The following is a 19073-nucleotide window of genomic DNA, read 5'->3' on the forward strand; positions in this document are numbered from 1 at the left end:
CTCAAAATTAGTCTACCCTATTTTGGGCTTAAATTTTACCATGAAAATAGCATTCCTAGTGGGAAATTTCCCAGTTTTATCTGAGACATTTATCCTCAATCAAATTGCTGGATTAATTGATCGCGGTCATCAGGTGGATATTTACGCCCTTGATGGTCTGGCGAACCCTACCGAGAAAGTACATCCTATTGTGGAAAAATACAACTTACTCAAGCATACCTACTATTCCCCGACGCCACCGGACAATCAGTTATTACGAGAACTGAAAACGAATGAATTACTAATCGATAATTTTGGCAGAAATCCTTCAGCCTGCCGGAAATTACTAGATGTATCTAAGTATGGAAAACGCGCTAAGTCATTCAAGTTACTCTACAAAGCCATACCAGTTCTGGAGGGTAAATCTTACGATATTATCCACTGTCAATTTGGATCAGTAGGATTGATGGGACTGCTGTTTCGTAATCTCGGTTTACTTCAGGGAACCTTGATCACCACGTTTCGCGGTTCTGATATCAGTAAGTATCTGAAAAAGTGGGGTGATCAGGTTTATGATCAACTCTTTGCTGAAGGCGACTTTTTCTTAACCAACTGCGAATTTTTTCGACAGCGTGCGATTCAACTCGGTTGTGAGGCGACAAAAATTAGGATTCTGGGGTCAGGAATTGATTGTAGTAAATTTGCCTTTACTCCCCGCTATTTCCCGGCTGATGGTCACATTCGTATTGCTACCACGGGACGCCTGGTTGAAAAGAAAGGAATCGAGTACGGCATTCGCGCGATCGCTAAACTCGCCCAGGTTCACTGTAACCTCGAATATAACATTATTGGCGATGGTCCGCTCAAGGAAGAGTTCCAGAACCTGATCACCAAACTTGGTGTCGGTCATATTGTCAATCTTTTGGGATGGAAACAGCAGAAAGAACTGATTCAAATTCTGGATAAGTCTCACATTTTAATCGCCCCTTCTGTGACGGCTGCTGATGGAAATCAGGATGCACCAGTGAATACCTTAAAAGAAGCAATGGCGATGGGATTACCTGTAATTGGCACCTTACATGGTGGTATTCCTGAATTAATCGAAAATGGGACGTCGGGTTTCTTAGTCCCCGAACGGGATGGGGATACCCTGGCGGAAAAACTTAGCTATCTAATTGAACATCCAGAACTCTGGCAATCGATGGGTCAGGCGGGTCGTAGGCGGGTCGAGGAAAAATATGATATGCATAAACTCAACGATGAACTTGTGGAAATTTACCAGCAACAATTAAATTCAAAATCCACTCAGTCACGGGTGGAACAGTTAGCGTCATCTGTTGTAGAGACCTAGGACATCGGTCAAGAAACCGGGTTTATTTGGGTAAAATACCGATATTTCGTTCTCACGAAAAACCCGGTTTCTGGAAATACTTGATGAATGGGTAAACCTAATAATTTAAGTCAAGACGATGATCCTGTTTCTATTATGGTCAAATTCCTCAGCAGATCCCAATCTTCACCCCAACAATGTCCTAGACCGATTTGACCGACTTTATGCCCCCCTGTTTGCCCAAAAACCGCCTCTAAAATTACTCAGTTACGGAAATCTCCATCTAGTTTATTATCAACTAGCTGTTGACGGATGGCTAGCCCCGTTCTATCAAGAAGATGAACTAACTTCAGTTCTGGCAATCAATTTTCCTCTCAACGGACACCAAGTTTTACAACAAAGAGGAATTTCAGTTCAACCAACTTTGGCTTTACCTCAGTTGGCGCGAGAATTGCAAGCCAAACCAGAAAACGTTCTGGGCGAAATTGCCCCTCCAATGTTACTTTTTTGGAATGATAAGTCAACTGAACAGTCTTACTTACTCAATGATGGCTTAGGTCATGCTCAACTCTTTGAATATGAGCATAATGGCACAATTATTCTCAGTAATCGCATCTTTGCCTTTCCCACCCTCAATCTCCCTCTGCAACCAGTTTTTGCCGAATGGGCAGTCAAGTGTTGTCGTTTTTTTGGTTGGTTTCCGCTAAATTGCACTGGCTTTTCTCAGATTAAGTTTGCTGAACCATCAACCTTATACAAGTGGTCTGTCAACGGACTGGTTAAACAGCGGTTAAACGTCCTGGAAAAATGGGTACAACGGGAAAATATGCCAGAAGCCGACTGTCTGGAATTAGCCCGCACTTCTTTAATCGATTATGTCAAATCAACTCAGTCCCTATTTTCCCATGCTTCTGGTGGACTCTCCGGTGGTTATGATAGTCGCGCTGTTTTCTCAACCTACAGACATTTGGGTTTAAACCTGAATGCCAAGGTGAAAGGACCTGCCAATAATTATGACGTGATTTTGGCTAAGCAATTGGCAGAAATTGCGGATTTTCCATTAAGATTTAAGCAGGAAGTAGAACTTCCTCCTGAATCAACAGATTGGCTGAGTCATTCTATTTGTGCATCACTTTTATGGCAAGCGGGCAATATGGTCAATCATAAATTAAAGACGTTCTTGCCTCAGCCAACGGGTATTTCATCGGGTCGGGTTCAGGTGATGGGACATGCTGGGGCTATTGGCAAGCCTTGGTTTGCTAGAAAAGTTAAAGCCGAGAACTGTGAAGTTGGTCAGTATGAAGAAAAGATCACGTCATGGGTGTTACGCAAAATCCCTAAAATTATGCTGAATCAGCAAAAAGATAATGTAAAAAATATCATATTAGACGCTTATCAGCAGGCAGAAACCTTTGGTGTATCTCCGGAAAAACGACTCACTTTTTTCTATTTATTTGAACGCTGTCGGCGTGGTGAATCTGGTTCCCAGAATACCCAAACAAGTTTAGTTCTGTCTCCGTTTCTTAATGCCAATTTTATCCGGGCTGTATTTAGTTATCAGGGTCAGGGAATTAAATCTCACATTTTTCATCGCTATATTATCGAAACCAATACTCCTGATTGGGCTAGTATCCCGTATGAGAAAGAGATGAAGTCTGTCAAGCAAAAGCAAACTAACTCGTTAGCACCGAAAACCTTGGCAACCGATTGGCGTCAGTCTGACAACATTGATTATTACAATCAAAGGTTGTACTGGCAGCACATTGGTAGGGATTTGCTGGAGAAGAGTTTAACTCAAGGCAGGTATTGGCGGGAAATATATGATCCGACAATGAATCTGTTTAATTCAGTAAATTTTGCTGATGAGTTAACGATGCTTTATGAACTAGAAAAACTGCTCAATTAGAGCGTCGCTTGGTGTAATCTCAGTTAGCCGTCATCTAGAGATGTGCTAGGGTATGTCTGTTATCTAATTCGATGACTGAATCAATTTTATCGCCGTTGACAAAATCTATTTACAGGATAAATTTATGACTTTATCACCAGCCTCTGAATTATCAAATAACACCAGGAAAACCCAAGCAAATTTAAACATGAATTCATCAGCAATGACAGATCCACAAGTTACACTGGTTGTTGTTCCTCGCGAACGATTTAGCTACACCCAAGAATCTCTGGAAAGCATTTACGAACATACAGACATTCCGTTTAAATTATTGTACGTTGATGGCAATTCACCCACTCCAATCAAACGATACCTGGAAACCCAAGCCCAAGTCAAACAGTTCCAACTCGTGCGAACTAATTACTACCTGTCTCCCAATCACGCTCGCAATATTGGCTTGAGTTACGTTGATACCAAATATCTTGTCTTTGTGGATAACGACGTGATTGTTTCTCCCGGTTGGTTGAATGCCTTAGTCACTTGTGCGGAAGAAACAGGTGCGACGGTGGTTGGTCCGCTGATGTGCCAAGATGAACCATTACACGAAACCATTCACTTTGCCGCAGGGGAATGCCATGTTGTTACCGATATTCATGGTAAACGACATATCCGAGAAAAGATGTACAAACAAGGTCAGCAGGTATCAGAGGTGCGACCCCAGTTAAAACGAATTGAAACCGAACTTGCTGAGTTTCATTCTGTGTTAATTCGCCGAGAAATTTTCCAAAAAATTGGTTCTCTCGATGCCAAAATGCTCTGTACTAAAGAACATTTGGATTTCTGTATGACGGTCAGAGAAGCGGGTGGTACAATTTATTTTGAACCGGACTCCTTAGTCACCTATGTACCGGGACCGCCAATAGAATTAACCGACATGTACTTTTATATGCTGCGCTGGAGTGATGCTTGGATGTACTCTAGTCTAGAAAACTTGCGCCAAAAATGGGGACTGGTTGAGGATGGATATTTCAAAACCAAGTACAACAAAAAGTTAGGGTCTCGACGCCGACGCACGATTATCAGACCGCTGAGTTACCGCTTCAAAAAGCTAGGCAAGAAGCTGGGGTTAAAACGGAAGCAAATTGAGCATGCACTGCTGACGGTGGATAAGGTTATCAACCGCTATATTACGGATCGCTATGCTCGCAAATACCTTCAGTCTCAGCAACAGCTAACCTACCAACATTCCCGAACAGAATTATGCCAAAAAGATGATGGAGATGTCCGTTCTTTAGAAAAAAGATTGCTATAACGCCTAGCTGAAGATGGCTGAAGCCCTGACTACAAACCCAATTCTTACCATCAATTTTAATCAGCTAAAAATATGTCCAATCATTTGGGCAAAGCTGTGGCAATGGTTTCAGCTTTGTTTACTCTAGCCTCATTCTGCGGTAATATGGCACAAGCAACAGAGAGTTCTGCTGAAGCGGTTTATCCTGATCAGTTATCTGTTGACCCCATGTCTCAAATTACCCCAGTTTGGCAACTTTCGGACATTCAACCGTTCGTAAAAACCTACCCAAATCTGGACATAGCGAGAAAAGAACAGATAGATATTAAACCGTTTGCTCCAACCACAAGACTGGAAGGGGAAGTCCTGTTTGCGATTAGTTATCTAGCCGGTAAAACTCAGGCAGATGGCAGTAAGGAGGATATTGATCCCACCTTTACTGTCGGCAATAAAATTAGCCTCGATATTGATACGAGTTTCACCGGAAAAGACCGTCTCCGAATCAGTTTAGAAGCCAAAAATGCTCCGGAGTTTGAGGATGTCACTGGTACAGAAATGGCGCGGTTAGATTTGGATGGGCAAGATGAAAATGAGCTGGAGTTAGACAGAGTAGCATATCGTTTTCCTCTCGGTAAAAATGCCAGGGTTTATATTTCGACCATTGGTGGCGGCTTAGGTACGCCGACGAGAAAGGTCAATTTAGCACCAAATGCAGCAATTTCCAAGTTTGGCGATGGCAATCCCATTTATGATTTAGGGGGTGATGCTGGAGTCGGTTTGCTTTATGAATTGGGTGAGATTGCCACTTTTAGCTTGGGTTATGCGGCTGACGATGCTAATGAACTAGACTCAGGAATTGGTGCTGAATATGGGGCGATCGCGCAGCTAACCTTAAATCCTAACGATAACCTGGGCATCGCTTTCGCTTACGTCCATTCCTACAATATCATCGATACAGGAACAGGGAGCGATCGCGCTAACGATCCGTTTGATGATCAAAGTAACCATATTGTTGCCAATTCCTACGCTTTAGATATCAGCGTTCGCCTCAGTCCTAAGTTAATTTTAGGGGGTTGGATGGGTTGGACTCAAGCCACGGCGTTGAATTTACCTGGTGATCCCCAAGCCGATATTTTTAATTATGCCCTCACCTTAGCATTTCCCGATTTAGGCAAACCTGGAAATTTAGGCGGGATGGTTATCGGTCAGCCGCCGAAGGTAATCAATAATACTTTTCAAATCGACAATCAAGACTATAAAGATAAAGACACGACTTGGCATCTGGAAGTGTTTTATACCTGGCATGCTAATGACAACATATCCATCACCCCTGGATTATTGATCATTTTTAATCCCGAACACGATTCTAGCAATGACCTTATCTATGTGGGAACTATCCTAACTACTTTTTCATTTTAAGCCTATTTACCTAATTTACCTGAGGTGTGACCAAAATTTTTCCCCACCTACCTGCATCAAGCAGTGTCAGAGTTAATGTAATACATCTAAAGTCAAATCAGGTATAACAGGACTTTCTCATAGATACTGTAATACAGAGGCGTATAACAGGCTGTGACAACATTTCTCCAGTCCTTAGTTTGCCATTCAAGCAGAAGTCAATTCAGGAACATATTCGCTAAAATAAATATCAATTATTGAGATAACTTACGAACCACCAGGGGAACAAACTGTGACCAAATTGGGTGACGACCTAGGTTCAGCAAACCCTGATCAAACTAAACGGTGTTGGGGTTGGCGGAATCTGTTTTGGGAAGCACGAACTCGCATCCTTGCTTGGTATGTCCTGCTAACGGTTTGCTTCACCTATACCTCAGTTGGGCTGATCCGTCAAGTTCTACTTGAGGAGGTACACAAACGAATCGACAGCTATTTAATCCAAGAAGTGCAGGAGTTCCAGCGATTATTCCAACAAGGAAAAAATCCCTTGACGGGTCAGCCGTTTGGCGATGATGTGGCGGCTTTATTTGAGGTATTTCTATCCCGTAATATTCCCAATGACGGAGAATTTCTGCTCACAATTATCGACGGTGAATTATACAAATCCAGTCCGACAGCACTACCCGACCCGCTACAACCGGATTCACAGCTACTCAAACGCTGGAGTAATCTGACCAAACCAACCAAAGGTCAGACAGAAACATCAGTAGGTTCTATTCTTTATTATGTCAAACCCGTGGAAATGGGCGGAGAAATTCGCGGACTTTTTATCGTCGCCAATGTCATCGCGGGTGAAGAGGAAGAAGTCAATGAAGTGGTTTGGGTAATCATTAAAGTAACCTTGATCGTCATGGTTGTTACTTCCGTGATTGCTTGGGTTGCTGCGGGACGGATGCTAGCCCCCCTACGTTCGGTAACAGAAACGGCGCGTTCGATTAGTGAAACGGATCTGACGCAACGCATTCCCATAAAAGGCGATGGTGAAATTGCGGAACTGACAACCACGCTAAATCAAATGCTGAATCGTCTCCAGAAGGCGTTTACCAGCCAACGAGACTTTATTAATGATGCAGGTCACGAACTGCGGACACCGATCACGATTATTCGAGGACACCTGGAATTATGGGATGATGACCCTAAAGCCCAACAGGAAACTTTAGAATTAGTTTTAGATGAATTGGATCGCATGAACCGATTTGTTGATGACTTACTCCTCTTGGCGAAAGCAGAAGGGCGTGATTTTTTACATCTAGAAATGGTAGACATTGGCTCATTCACCAAAGAACTTTTTGCCAAAGTCAAAGCCTTAGCCGAGCGAGACTGGCAACTGGACGCGATCGCATCGGGTCGAATTGTCGCTGACCGCCAACGCCTCACTCAAGCGATCACGAACCTGGCTCAAAATGCTACCCAAAATACCGGCGAAGGTGATACCATCACCCTAGGTTCAGCTATCAATAAACACTATGCTTGTTTTTGGGTTCGCGACAGTGGAGAAGGGATTGATCCAGCCAACCAAAAACGTATTTTTGAGCGGTTTGCCCGACTCCCGAATAGCCGTCGTCGTTCTGAAGGAGCAGGTTTAGGACTGTCCATCGTCCAAGCGATCGCCCAGGCGCATCAGGGTCAGGTGAAACTCAACAGCCGACTCGGATCTGGCGCTCAATTTACGATTGTCATTCCTCTAGATCCAAAACAGGATATTCTACCCCATGAATCGAATTCTTATCGCTGAAGATGAACCTCGTATTGCAGCGTTTATTGAGAAAGGACTGCGAGCGAAAGGATTTACCACTAGCGTAGCCACAGATGCTCAAGAGACGCTGAATATGGCTCTCTCCCACGAATTTGACCTGCTGATCATGGATTTGGGACTTCCGGGTAAAGATGGTTTACAAGTCCTAGAAGAGTTGCGCGGTCAGGGGGAACAAATACCCATTATTATTCTCACCGCCCGTGATGATATCCGTGATAAGGTCGCTGGATTGGAGGGAGGGGCTGATGATTATATGACTAAACCCTTTCAGTTTGAAGAACTCATCGCTCGGGTGCGCGTGCGTTTGCGTAATAACTATTTGCCAAAATCTAAGGAGGAGATGGTGCTGAGTGCAGGTCAAGTTATTTTAGATTTACGTACTCGTCGGGTTCGAGTCAATGGTCAGCTTGTCGAACTATCTGCACGAGAATTTACTCTAGCACAAACCCTGTTACTTCATCCCGGACAAGTGATGAGTCGAGAGCAGTTACTCAGTCATGTTTGGGGTTATGATTATGACCCAGGTTCTAATATTGTTGATGTTTATATTGGTTACCTACGCAAAAAATTAGGCGGTGACTTAATTGAAACCGTTAGAGGGATGGGCTACCGTCTCCGCACTTGATTTCTTGCACTAGCTATCTTAAAAAAAGAGAGGTAGGATATTTACTCAGTATCCTCCTCCCCATTTTTTTTATTCCCAAAGCTTAACCAAACTGTTCTTCAATCTCTAAATTAAACAGCGTTTGCAGCGTCTGCATGGCTTGACGTCTGGCTTCAATATCCTGCTGCGCCCTTAACTGCACCATCGGATCATGGAGGATTTTATTCACAATCCCCCTGGTCAGCGCTTCGATGATTTCTTGATGTTTATCGGCAAACTCTGAACCTAAGCGAGATAGGGCTTTTTCTAATTCCTGCTCCCGGATACCTTCGACTTTCTCCCGCAGACTACTAATGGTACTCACAGTTTCTAGCGATCGCCACCAAACCTCAAACGCTTCTACCTCTTGTTCCAGTAAGTTTTCCGCTTCCATCGCCATCTGACGGCGGCTTTCGGTATTTTGCGCCACCACTGCTTTCAAGTCGTCCACATTAAAGACTTGAACCTGTTCAAGTTCATTAACATCAGCATCCACATTACGCGGTACGGAAATATCAAATAGCATTAAGGAGCGATTGGGATCAAGATGGTCTTCCAGTTTAGCCCGATCCAGGATTGGTTCTGTCGCACTGGTACTGGTAAATATCATATCCGACTCCGGAATCACCTCCATCATCTCCGACAGGGGATGTACCGTTAACTGAGCATTCTCAAACTGCTTTGCCAACTCCTGGGCTCGTCGCGTTGAGCGATTGATAATGGCGATTGACTCAGCCCCTTTGGAAAGCAGATGTTGTACCAGCAAACGCGACATCTTCCCCGCGCCGATAATTGCCACTCGGTAAGCCGCCAAGTTTTGCACTTCCATCTGGGCGAGTTCCACCGCCGCCGAACTAATCGAAACCGCCCCGGTACCAATGCTGGTTTCGGTGCGGACTCGCTTTCCGGCGGTAATCGCTTGTTTAAACAGTCGATTCAACAGGCGTCCAATTCCCTTGTATTGCTGACCGATTTTGTGGGTATGCTTGACTTGCGATAAGATTTGCCCTTCGCCTAAGACCAAACTATCAAGTCCCGCGGCGACGCGCATCAGGTGCATCACCGCATCCTGATGTAACAAAATAAACAAATGGGGGCGTAATTGATGCAGGGGTACATGAGAGTTATCCGACAGGAATTGACTAACCTCACGCACACCCTTTTCCGTTTCCGTCGCCACAATATAAATTTCTAGGCGATTGCAGGTACTCAGGATCGCCACTTCTTCAACATGGGGGTAGCTACAGAGTTGTTGCACCGCCCCTTCTATTTGGGCTTCGGGAATGCTTAGTTTTTCCCGGACTTCAACGGGCGCTGTTTTGTGGCTTAAACCTACGACTGCAATATTCATTGTGTTCTCCAAATCTCTGTCGTTGGGTTGGGTCAACTATCAGGCTTGTATTAAAGATAAAGAAAATTGAGAAATTTTTCTGAACGCCTTACACGGAACAATCCTTCGACAGGACTTCCGAGAGAGGCTATATTGGCATCCATTTCCCATGTACACGAGTAGCAAAAATTGAAACCCCTACCGCCTCGGATTTACTGACCGACGTTCGACAGTAGGTAGAGACGTAGCATGCTACGTCTCTACAACGCTTGGGCATAACGTAGACCACTTAGGTCTTAGGCTGGTCAGGTGTGGGCAATTTCGGTGCCCCCGGAACCTATAGCCGTGGGGTTCCTGACAATCTGGCTTTAACGCTTTTCTCTGCTCTCGATGACTAGAATTCGAGGCGGAGAAATCCTGCAACAAACAATGGATAAATTTATCGTACTTATCGCAGTTGCAGGGTCTTGGGCTGATCAAACAGATGGACAGTATCCACAAATCGAGCCGTCTTCGACTGGGTGGAAATGACTAAACTTTGAGTCCGCGCTCCTCCATGGAAGAGTCGTACCCCTTCCATCAAGGTACCCGGCGTAATCCCACAAGCGGCAAATAGCACGGTGTCACCTGAGGCTAGCTCATGAGTATTGTAGACCTTATCAGGGTCGTGAATGCCCATTTCTTTGAGCCGCTCTAGGTTCCCCTCTTTGCTTTCACCAATCAAACCCGTCTGCACAACCTCTGGGTCGTAGATCAGCTGACCTTGGAAATGTCCTCCCAAACAGCGCATCGCGGCGGCAGAGATAACGCCTTCGGGTGCAGCACCAATACCCATCAGAGCATGGATATTTGTCCCGGAAAAGGCACAAGAGAGAGCCGCAGAGACATCTCCGTCACTAATTAGCCGAACTCTCGCACCAGCCGAGCGGATTTCCTCAATCAGTCCCTTGTGGCGATCGCGCTTCATTACCACGACCACCAGTTCCTCAATTGCGCGATCCAGACACTCGGAGAGAATTTGCAGGTTCTCTGTTGCCGATTTATTGATATCGACATGATTTTTAGCTGCAGGAGGCGCCGCTAGCTTTTTCATATAAAAGTCAGGTGCGGCAAACAGTCCTCCCTTCTCGGAAATGGCTAGCACCGCCATTGAACCGGGTTGCCCATAAGCCACCAAGTTCGTCCCTTCACAAGGGTCAACGGCAATATCGACTTCAATCAGTTCATCGGGGTTACAAAAGTTCTTCGCATCCGGTTGGTTACAGATGCCCACTTGTTCACCGATATACAGCATCGGGGCTTCATCTCGCTCCCCTTCGCCAATCACGATGCGACCCCGCATGTGGATGTTGTTCATCCGCTCCCGCATGGCTTCGACTGCCACATGGTCAGCGGTGTTCTTATCCCCTTTGCCCATCCATTTGGCAGAGGCAAGTGCTGCCTGTTCGACAACTTCAATAATTTCTAGTCCTAGCGTAGTTTCTAGCACGAAGCTTTTCCTCTCAACTGCTTAGTTTTTCCCTGGTGTTATTTACTGTCCCCAGTCTAAAAGTCTATCAGAGACTGGGATCTCCTCGAAAGAATGTCGAGTATTGGTTTATGTTAAGTTTTGCTACGATTAGCTGTTTCAGGCGTAGCACGCTAGGTCTCGACTTGGGCAATGATTGTCCGATGGCGGGGACTATTCGGCGTGATCATCGGTGGCTGGAATCCTGCTTGGGCGATCGCTTGTTCGATATCCAAGGTGAAATAGTCATCAAAGTAAGGCTCAGTGCTTTTGAATAAGGTAAAAACGTAAGCTGGCATCGTCGCATACACCTGAGACTGAGGATTCATATCCATCAGGGTAAGATAGCCACCAGGACGTAATAACCGCCGTGCCTCCCGTAGGATTGCCTTTGCCGCCGTTTGGGGTAATTCGTGGAATACCAAGAAGATAGAGACTAAATCATACGAAGCATCCGGTAAACCTGTCGCTTCAGCCGCCGCGTGTTTCCAGTTAATTTCTGCATGATGCTGTTTGGACTTATATTCGGCAACAGCTAGAAAGTAAGGCGATAAGTCTACACCCGTCATATTTGCCTGGGGATAAATCTGTTGTAGGGCAAAGGTACTCATCCCCACACCACACCCCAGATCCACAATATCTTGCGGCTCGGTTTTAACTTGCTTTTGCACCAACTCATGGTAACTCTGCCGCAGTTTAGCATCTCCTTGAAGTCTATCTTCAGGATAAATATTGGCATGAACAGCATAAGCCGCAACTTCCTGTTCAAACGCCGCATCCCACTGGAGATTTCCCTGGTTATAGGCATGGAAGGGGCGCAAATAATAATCCGGGTAGGTTAATTGGGGATTTTGCACTTGACTCAGATAACTCTCCCAGTCCAGAGAACGTAACTCATCGACCTGTTTTGTCCAAGGTACGCCAATTTTTTCCGCTCGCTTGACAATCATCTTACGAGCTTGCTGCTTTGCTAAATTAGCCAAAGGTTTAATGGCAAGGAAACGATTCACCAAACGTGAGGCTAATTGAGGTGTTGGGTTGACCGTAGTCGTCATAATGGTTCTTAGCGATTATCTGTTTTGGGGATTAGCATGTACACAATATTGGCAATCCTACGATATTTAAGCAACAGCATACCACCCCCCTACACTCAAGGTTCCTATTGACAACGTGCTACGCTATGTAAGTTGGTGGAAATAAACTCAATTCTATTAAATTGTCTAAATAGCCCTCAAACTCTTACATAAAACAAATAACCAATGACAAATGACATAAGACCAATGACCAATGACCAATAACGATTCAAACTTTCGCCACATATCGATTACGCCCAGAGGCTTTCGCTTGATACAAAGCAATATCCGCTTCAGCAACTAGCTTAGCTGGTGGAGTATCCGGCTCAGGATAAAGACTGGCAACACCTAAACTGAGTGTGACATATTCACTAATAGCTGAATCTGCATGGGTAATCTTTAAACTATAAACCAAGCTGCGTAATTCTTCAGCCACTAAAGACGCACCAATCGTGGTAGTATTGGGTAACACAATAGCAAATTCTTCACCGCCATAGCGAGCCACTAAATCCACAGACCGTTTGGCACAAAAACGCAAAGCATCAGCTACCCTTCGCAAACAGGCGTCACCGGCTTGATGACCGTAGGTATCATTATATTTCTTGAAAAAGTCGATATCACATAGAATTAGAGACAAGGGCGACTCTTCTCGAATCATGCGCCACCACTCATCATCAAGGTATTGATCAAACCGACGGCGATTGGCTACACCCGTTAGTCCATCTAACGTGGCTAAACGTTGTAACTCTCGATTGGCTTGTTCAAGTTTTTGATAAAGCTGAAACTGTTGAATTAAACGCCGTACTCGTTGACGCAAGACGGCTAAGTGAATCGGTTTGGTGATATAGTCAGTAGCACCAACGGCAAAGGCGCGGTCAACGGATTCTGGATCATCCAGATTGGTAATCATTAACACCGGCGTTTGGGAAACTCCCTGTAACCCTTGAGCTTCCAAATGTTCGCTATCGGGTGATGTCTCATCTTCGTCTGAGAGTTTTTGTAAGTGTTTGCAACAGGTAAAACCATCCATGACCGGCATCAGGGCGTCTAGCATGACCAGATGCGGTTTGAGACGCTGATAGACGTCCAAACCCTGTTCGCCGTTGGTTGCTTCAACAACTTTATAGCCTTCTTTTTCCATGACTCGGCGTAAAAGCTCTCGTATAAACTGGTCATCATCAACCACCAAAATGGTTGGTGGTTCTTCGGGCAAAGAAACTAATTTCATCCTTAAGAATGCTGATATTGCCGTCTTTGGGTCTGTAAGATTAATGTGACCCGTTGATACTCAGCCTTTAGCTGGCAAAACTGCGCCAGTGCTGCCATGGGATTACCACCCTTGCTTATCTGTTCTAGCATCTGACGAAATGGGTAGATTTTCCTAGTTCCTAAAATCCCATGACTTCAACCTGTCAATTTCATCAATCGAGTCTCTATACGTCTGTTGAGGATAGCTGTAGCATGGATGTCATTAACCTGAGGCATGTTCCAGGGAATGATTGATCACCTCCAAATCGAGAGAAAGAGTATCTTTCCCTACCATAGCCTGAAGCAATTGCCATGTCTCTGGGTGTAATGGCTGAATTGTTGGAGTTGTTGACTAGCTATCGTGAATTTTGCCGGCAGATGCTGTTCAACGAGTCAGATTAAACACCGTCAGATCAAATGTCTGTAATTAATCGGATACAAAAAAATAATCGTTTCTGTACCGATCGCGCGGTGATGACACCAACCAAGCATCAATCCTGGTTCGGGAGTTTAATGCCTAGCTGCGGTGAGTTGACCAAAATCTGGCAGATGCAATATCTCTATTATTATTGCTTAATGTTTAGAGATGATTCAAGTATGTCAATTCTAGCTCTTTTTCCCAGCTTGGTACTCCAAGCCATTTTTCACGTTGTCTATTGTAGTTTTCCGGGACTGACCATTGAGCCAACCCTTTTCCGGTAATCGCCGTGCCTTGCTTAAACTCTTGGGACTTACGCTTTTGGCAACCCAACTCCCTGTAACGGCAAACCCCCTAACCCTTCTCAAACCACGACGCCTGAATCCTGGCGATACCGTAGGGTTGATTAGTCCAGCCGGTCTAGTTGACCAAAAAACAGTTGATGAATTTACTCCAGTTTTATCACAACTCGGCTTAAAAACCAAACTGGGAACCCATCTTTTCGACCAATACGGCTACCTCGCGGGTCAAGATGCTGATCGCGCTGCTGATGTGAATGCTATGTTTGCCAATTCCTCGGTTCAGGCTGTGCTGGCAATGGCAGGCGGATGGGGCTGTAATCGAATTTTACCCCTGTTGGACTACGAGCTAATCCGCCAAAATCCCAAAATCATTATCGGCTATAGCGATGTCACCTCGCTGCTGTTAGCGATTTATGCTCACAGCCACCTGATCACATTCCATGGACCACTAGGAACATCAACCTGGAATTGGTTCTCAATCCAACATCTGCAACGCATCTTGTTTGATGGGGCAGCAATGACACTGCAAAATCTATTGAGTACTCCTGTGGAAACCATTACCAATGGTAAGGCAAGGGGGCGTCTGGTGGGGGGAAATTTATCGCTGGTGGCGGCGATGGTGGGGTCAGATTATTTACCCGATTGGCAGAACTCTATTTTGTTTGTGGAAGATATACGAGAAGAGGTTTACCGGATTGACCGCTTGTTAACCCAGCTCAAACTCGCTGGAATCCTCGATCAAGTGGCTGGATTTATTTTTGCCCAATGCACAAACTGTCCTGCAGGTGAGGCGAATGAACCATCGCTGACGTTGCGGCAAGTCTTAGCTGACCATATCAAACCTTTGGGGATTCCTGCCTGGTATGGTTCGATGATCGGTCATATTCAGGATAAGTTCACTGTCCCTATCGGTGGAATGGTAGAAATTGATGCGGAGCGAGGCACAATTCGTTTATTAGAATCGGTAGTAATATGATTATGATATTGAGCGGTTGATTCCTGATTGTGAGATACCTTATTTCATGGCACGCTTGCAAACCGCTGCGCGTCTACATCTGTTGTGTCTCATCCACTCATCAGTCCTTGCTCTAAGCCGCCCGTAACGGCAAATGCTTGGACTTATCTGCTAAGAAACCCATTAGATTGTGCAAAAATGAGTGGCTGACTGGCTGATCTGTCGCTTCTGGATGTAGCGGTGTCGCGATCGCGTCCACAGATTCAGGACAGGGAGCATGAATCACTAAGGGAATTTCTTCGACCAATCCGACTGCCATTAATCGAAAAGCAATCTGCTGCACAGTTTTTACCGAAAGTCTGAGTTGTTTAGCAATTTCCCTCAAGGACACAGTGCCACTGGTATACTCCCAGACTTGAGATTCTAAAGCGTTTAGGGGATAACGAGGGTATCCTTTAATACTGAGCAACCCCGCATTAGCATCGGGTAATTTATCACCTAGGGCATTCCAGTCATTCAAGGAACGTAATCCCAGTAAGTTCGCCCCTAGGGTGCTTAAACTCAAACCCGTCATTCCCGACATTGGCAGTTTGACTTCATGGCTGAACTTAAAACGACCCGCTTTGAGTTGAAACAAGGCACAGGTGGGTCGTAAGACTTGGATTTGGAACAACCATTTGATTTGTTGAAGGGTTAACCTGCCTTGTTTTTGCAGTTCAGAACCCAAGGGTTGCTTCTGGGAAAATGACTCCCTCAACTGAGCCAACTGACGTCTATCTATCCATTGGCGTTGAACAATCAACTTGATTAATCCTGGATGCTCTAACTGAGAATCAATCGCCACAATTCGACCGCGATAAACCCAGACATAGCAAACACCATTTGGGGTGACAGCGGTAGGAACATCAGTATTCACAGTCAGTACACCTGTGTGATGCCCTTTACCAAGGAGCCGAAAAATTTCCGGTAATGAAAAGTCGGTGAGTGAGCCTGTAATGCACATTGTTCTTATGTTGATATCAGCTTTGTTATGAGGATGCAAATAGCAGGTTAACGCCTTCAAAGCCAGCCTGTTTATCGTGATCCCAAAAAAAATCTGTAGTTTTTGCTATTCTTAGTGTAATCCCTGATGAAAGTTTCAGACAATTACTTTTTACTAAGCTGTGTTAAGAAAAAAGAATCTTTATTAGATCACAACTCAAAAGCTTAAGCATTATAACCATTCTCATGTTTTGCCGTAATCTATTTGCTCCTAAGATGATTCTTTATCCATTGCAGTTTATTCAACATCCCACTGAAGACAGACAAATTAAGGTCGTTGAATGACTTGTTTATCCTGGGCTTGGGTGGGGAAGATCAAAGAAACAAGGCGGAGATCGAGAAGTCTCCTGCCTCATTTCGTCTCCCAGACGTCCAAACCGGGCGCTCGTCGCCAATTAGCTCAGAGCAACCGTCGATGGCATATCGAGCAGTTTCGTGCCGCATTCACAACAACATTTATGAGTCGCTGGATTTTCGGTTCCACAGTTGGAACAAGTCAGGATAGTGGCTGAAATCGGCTCTGGGTTGGCAGAGTGCAACCCCATCATGTCGCTATTGGTATGACCAGGAGCAACCATGGGATAACAGTCCTCATTGCGGGTAACGCGCACATCTAAAAGCACTGGACCGTCATGGGCAAGCATTTGAGCGATCGCATCGGGTAAAGCCTGACGCTGTGTCACCTTAATGGCATTAATCCCATACACCTGAGCCAGATTAACAAACTCTGGGGTGCCGACTTCCAGATTCGTCGCTTCATAGCGATCGCCATAGAACAAATGCTGCCATTGACGCACCATTCCCAGCCAACCATTGTTGAGGATGACAATCTTGACGCCAATGCCGTACTGGGCGATCGTACCCAGTTCCTGCATATTCATTTGGAAGCTACCATCGCCGCTGATACAAATCACAGGTTCGGAGGGTAGAGCCACTTTCACCCCTACAGCCGCAGGCAAGCCAAATCCCATTGTCCCCAAACCGCCACTAGAAATCCAGTGACGGGGCTTATTTTTCAGGAATTGAGCCGCCCACATTTGGTGTTGACCGACATCAGTGGTGTAATAAGCGTGGGGGGCTTGACGAGCAACTTCCACAATCACTTCTTGGGGCGAAAGATTCTCCTGGGGATGGGGCAAATCTAAAGGATACTCATCCCGCCACTGTTGCAGGCGATCGCACCACGCTTGCGTCTGATCTGGATCGATACCATTCCCAAGTTGATCAGAACGCCGCAACAGGTCAATTAACACCATCCGCACGTCGCCAACAATTGGTACATCAGTGTTCCGATTTTTCCCCACTTCCGCCGGATCAATATCGATGTGAATCACCTTCGCCTCAGCCGCAAACTGTTTGGGCAAACTCGCTACCCGGTCATCAAAACGGGCACCCAAGGCGATTAACAGGTCACATTCACTCACCGCAAAGTTAGCATACGCCGTGCCGTGCATCCCTAACATTCCCAAAGCCAGAGGATGGGACTCATCAAATGCTCCCTTACCCATCAGCGTTGTTGTCACCGGAATCTGGAAATGCTCTGCTAGTTCCAGAAGTTCTCCCTGGGCACTTGCCGCGATCGCACCGCCACCTACATAAAGTAACGGTTTCTTTGCCGCCCGGATCAAATCCAGTGCCTTATTAATTTGGTTAGAATTCCCTTTCACCGTGGGACGGTATCCCGGTAGCTTAATCGTACCTGGCTCCACGGGAAAGTAATCAAATTGCTCCATTCCCACATCTTTGGGAATATCAATCAACACAGGTCCTGGTCTACCCGTACTCGCAATGTGAAACGCTTCCGCCACAATTTTAGGAATATCGCGAGCATCATTGACTAAATAGGAATGCTTGACAATTGGCAGCGTAATCCCGAAAATGTCAATTTCTTGGAATCCATCCGTACCAATTGCCCCACGGGGAACCTGTCCCGTAATCGCAATCATTGGCACAGAGTCCAAACTCGCCGTGGCTAAACCCGTGACCAAATTCGTGGCTCCCGGTCCGGAGGTTGCCAAACAGATGCCCACTTTACCTGTCGCCCGGGCATACCCGTCAGCAGCATGGGCAGCACCTTGTTCGTGTCGCACCAGAATATGTTGAAGTTCGCCAGCGGATTCCGCTTGGTAGATTTCATCGTAAATCGGTAGATTCGCACCGCCCGGATAACCGAAAATGTGCTTCACACCATGGCGCTTTAAACTATCAATCAGGGCAAAAGCGCCGGATACACGCCTGACTCTCACTGTTTCAGATTGCACAGCTAGTGCCTCCACTTAGTCTAACAATTACATGAGGAACGTTACTAATGAGTGCTAACCCAAATCTGGGTAAGCGGTTTGCTAATTTCGATACAGCTTAGAGTTTGACTCAATGATTTTACTTTCTGTGAAAGACGATTTTAATTGTTCATGAAATAATCCAATTAGAACGAAAATTTTATATTTTTTTAATTTTGCTACGTTTAGCTTGGGTTATAAAACTTAAATTATCCCTAAACGATTGGTGATAAAACTTGCGAATTACCCTGGCGTTATTTCCCTGTAAGTGGAGCAATTCCTTAGGTTTTAACTGGATGTGGTTGGTGTGAATAGATTGAGTGAAGGATAAGATAAATGACATTGACTGAAGGCGCGATCGCCTTAGGTGAACAAATGCGACGCTGAATACACATATACCCTAGCTAGTGGACTGAATTGTAGGTTGGGTTGACGAAGGAAACCCAACACAATTAAAGCCTCGCCCCCCTTCTAAGCTGTTCGGCATTTAAACCTTAATGTCAATAATGGTGAAATCACGTTCAGTGCGTTTAGCGAAGCCATGCCGCAGGCTTTGCATCTTGCTCGCTACTAATACC

The 19073-nt window shown here is 45.4% G+C and carries 15 protein-coding genes; 8 read left to right on the plus strand and 7 right to left on the minus strand.

What is annotated here, in order from left to right:
• Positions 1 to 40: 40 nt before the first annotated feature.
• The 6 genes from ACLFWI_RS01310 (at position 41) to ACLFWI_RS01335 (ending at position 8324) form a co-directional block, all read left to right on the plus strand.
• The gene (locus tag ACLFWI_RS01310) at positions 41 to 1330 is read left to right on the plus strand and encodes a glycosyltransferase (RefSeq protein WP_446411394.1); all 1290 of its coding nucleotides are present in this window, start codon (positions 41 to 43) and stop codon (positions 1328 to 1330) included.
• A gap of 118 nt (positions 1331 to 1448) precedes the next feature.
• Positions 1449 to 3215 (plus strand): hypothetical protein, encoded by a 1767-nt coding sequence (locus tag ACLFWI_RS01315; protein WP_446411395.1) that lies wholly within the window; start codon positions 1449 to 1451, stop codon positions 3213 to 3215.
• Between the two features lie 202 nt (positions 3216 to 3417).
• The gene (locus ACLFWI_RS01320) at positions 3418 to 4506 is read left to right on the plus strand and encodes a glycosyltransferase family 2 protein (RefSeq protein ID WP_446411396.1); all 1089 of its coding nucleotides are present in this window, start codon (positions 3418 to 3420) and stop codon (positions 4504 to 4506) included.
• A gap of 72 nt (positions 4507 to 4578) precedes the next feature.
• Positions 4579 to 5904, plus strand: a complete 1326-nt coding sequence (locus ACLFWI_RS01325; protein WP_446411397.1) for an iron uptake porin — start codon at positions 4579 to 4581, stop codon at positions 5902 to 5904.
• 271 nt (positions 5905 to 6175) lie between these two features.
• On the plus strand, positions 6176 to 7678 hold the full coding sequence (locus ACLFWI_RS01330) for a sensor histidine kinase (RefSeq protein WP_446411398.1): 1503 nt from the start codon (positions 6176 to 6178) through the stop codon (positions 7676 to 7678).
• A complete protein-coding gene (locus tag ACLFWI_RS01335) occupies positions 7656 to 8324 on the plus strand; it encodes a response regulator transcription factor (RefSeq protein ID WP_446411399.1) in 669 nt (222 codons plus the stop codon). Before ACLFWI_RS01330 ends, ACLFWI_RS01335 begins: the two co-directional genes overlap by 23 nt.
• A gap of 82 nt (positions 8325 to 8406) precedes the next feature.
• Here the strand turns inward: ACLFWI_RS01335 and ACLFWI_RS01340 are convergent, their stop codons facing one another.
• The 5 genes from ACLFWI_RS01340 to ACLFWI_RS01360 form a co-directional block, all read right to left on the minus strand.
• The gene (locus ACLFWI_RS01340; RefSeq protein ID WP_446411400.1) at positions 8407 to 9693 is read right to left on the minus strand and encodes a glutamyl-tRNA reductase; all 1287 of its coding nucleotides are present in this window, start codon (positions 9691 to 9693) and stop codon (positions 8407 to 8409) included.
• Between the two features lie 427 nt (positions 9694 to 10120).
• The gene (gene glpX / locus ACLFWI_RS01345) at positions 10121 to 11161 is read right to left on the minus strand and encodes a class II fructose-bisphosphatase (RefSeq protein ID WP_446411401.1); all 1041 of its coding nucleotides are present in this window, start codon (positions 11159 to 11161) and stop codon (positions 10121 to 10123) included.
• A gap of 152 nt (positions 11162 to 11313) precedes the next feature.
• Positions 11314 to 12234 carry a class I SAM-dependent methyltransferase gene (locus ACLFWI_RS01350; protein ID WP_446411402.1) on the minus strand — a complete coding sequence of 307 codons (921 nt, stop codon included), beginning with the start codon at positions 12232 to 12234 and terminating at the stop codon, positions 11314 to 11316.
• A 247-nt stretch (positions 12235 to 12481) separates the two neighbouring features.
• A complete protein-coding gene (locus ACLFWI_RS01355; RefSeq protein WP_446411403.1) occupies positions 12482 to 13480 on the minus strand; it encodes a diguanylate cyclase domain-containing protein in 999 nt (332 codons plus the stop codon).
• Positions 13481 to 13482: 2 nt separating this feature from the next.
• On the minus strand, positions 13483 to 13611 hold the full coding sequence (locus ACLFWI_RS01360) for a hypothetical protein (protein WP_446411404.1): 129 nt from the start codon (positions 13609 to 13611) through the stop codon (positions 13483 to 13485).
• Between the two features lie 306 nt (positions 13612 to 13917).
• Here ACLFWI_RS01360 and ACLFWI_RS01365 point away from each other — a divergent pair, with 306 nt between their 5' ends.
• The gene (locus ACLFWI_RS01365) at positions 13918 to 14202 is read left to right on the plus strand and encodes a hypothetical protein (protein ID WP_446411405.1); all 285 of its coding nucleotides are present in this window, start codon (positions 13918 to 13920) and stop codon (positions 14200 to 14202) included.
• Complete coding sequence (locus ACLFWI_RS01370) at positions 14180 to 15196, plus strand: S66 peptidase family protein (protein ID WP_446411406.1); 1017 nt, start codon at positions 14180 to 14182, stop codon at positions 15194 to 15196. Before ACLFWI_RS01365 ends, ACLFWI_RS01370 begins: the two co-directional genes overlap by 23 nt.
• Before the next feature lie 112 nt (positions 15197 to 15308).
• Here the strand turns inward: ACLFWI_RS01370 and ACLFWI_RS01375 are convergent, their stop codons facing one another.
• Both ACLFWI_RS01375 and ilvB read right to left on the minus strand, forming a co-directional pair.
• A complete protein-coding gene (locus tag ACLFWI_RS01375) occupies positions 15309 to 16178 on the minus strand; it encodes a DUF4388 domain-containing protein (RefSeq protein WP_446411407.1) in 870 nt (289 codons plus the stop codon).
• A gap of 433 nt (positions 16179 to 16611) precedes the next feature.
• Positions 16612 to 18477 carry a biosynthetic-type acetolactate synthase large subunit gene (gene ilvB / locus ACLFWI_RS01380; protein ID WP_446411408.1) on the minus strand — a complete coding sequence of 622 codons (1866 nt, stop codon included), beginning with the start codon at positions 18475 to 18477 and terminating at the stop codon, positions 16612 to 16614.
• Positions 18478 to 19073 lie beyond the last annotated feature (596 nt).

The sequence above is a fragment of the Coleofasciculus sp. genome (assembly GCF_046539235.1).
Classification (GTDB): domain Bacteria; phylum Cyanobacteriota; class Cyanobacteriia; order Cyanobacteriales; family Coleofasciculaceae; genus Coleofasciculus.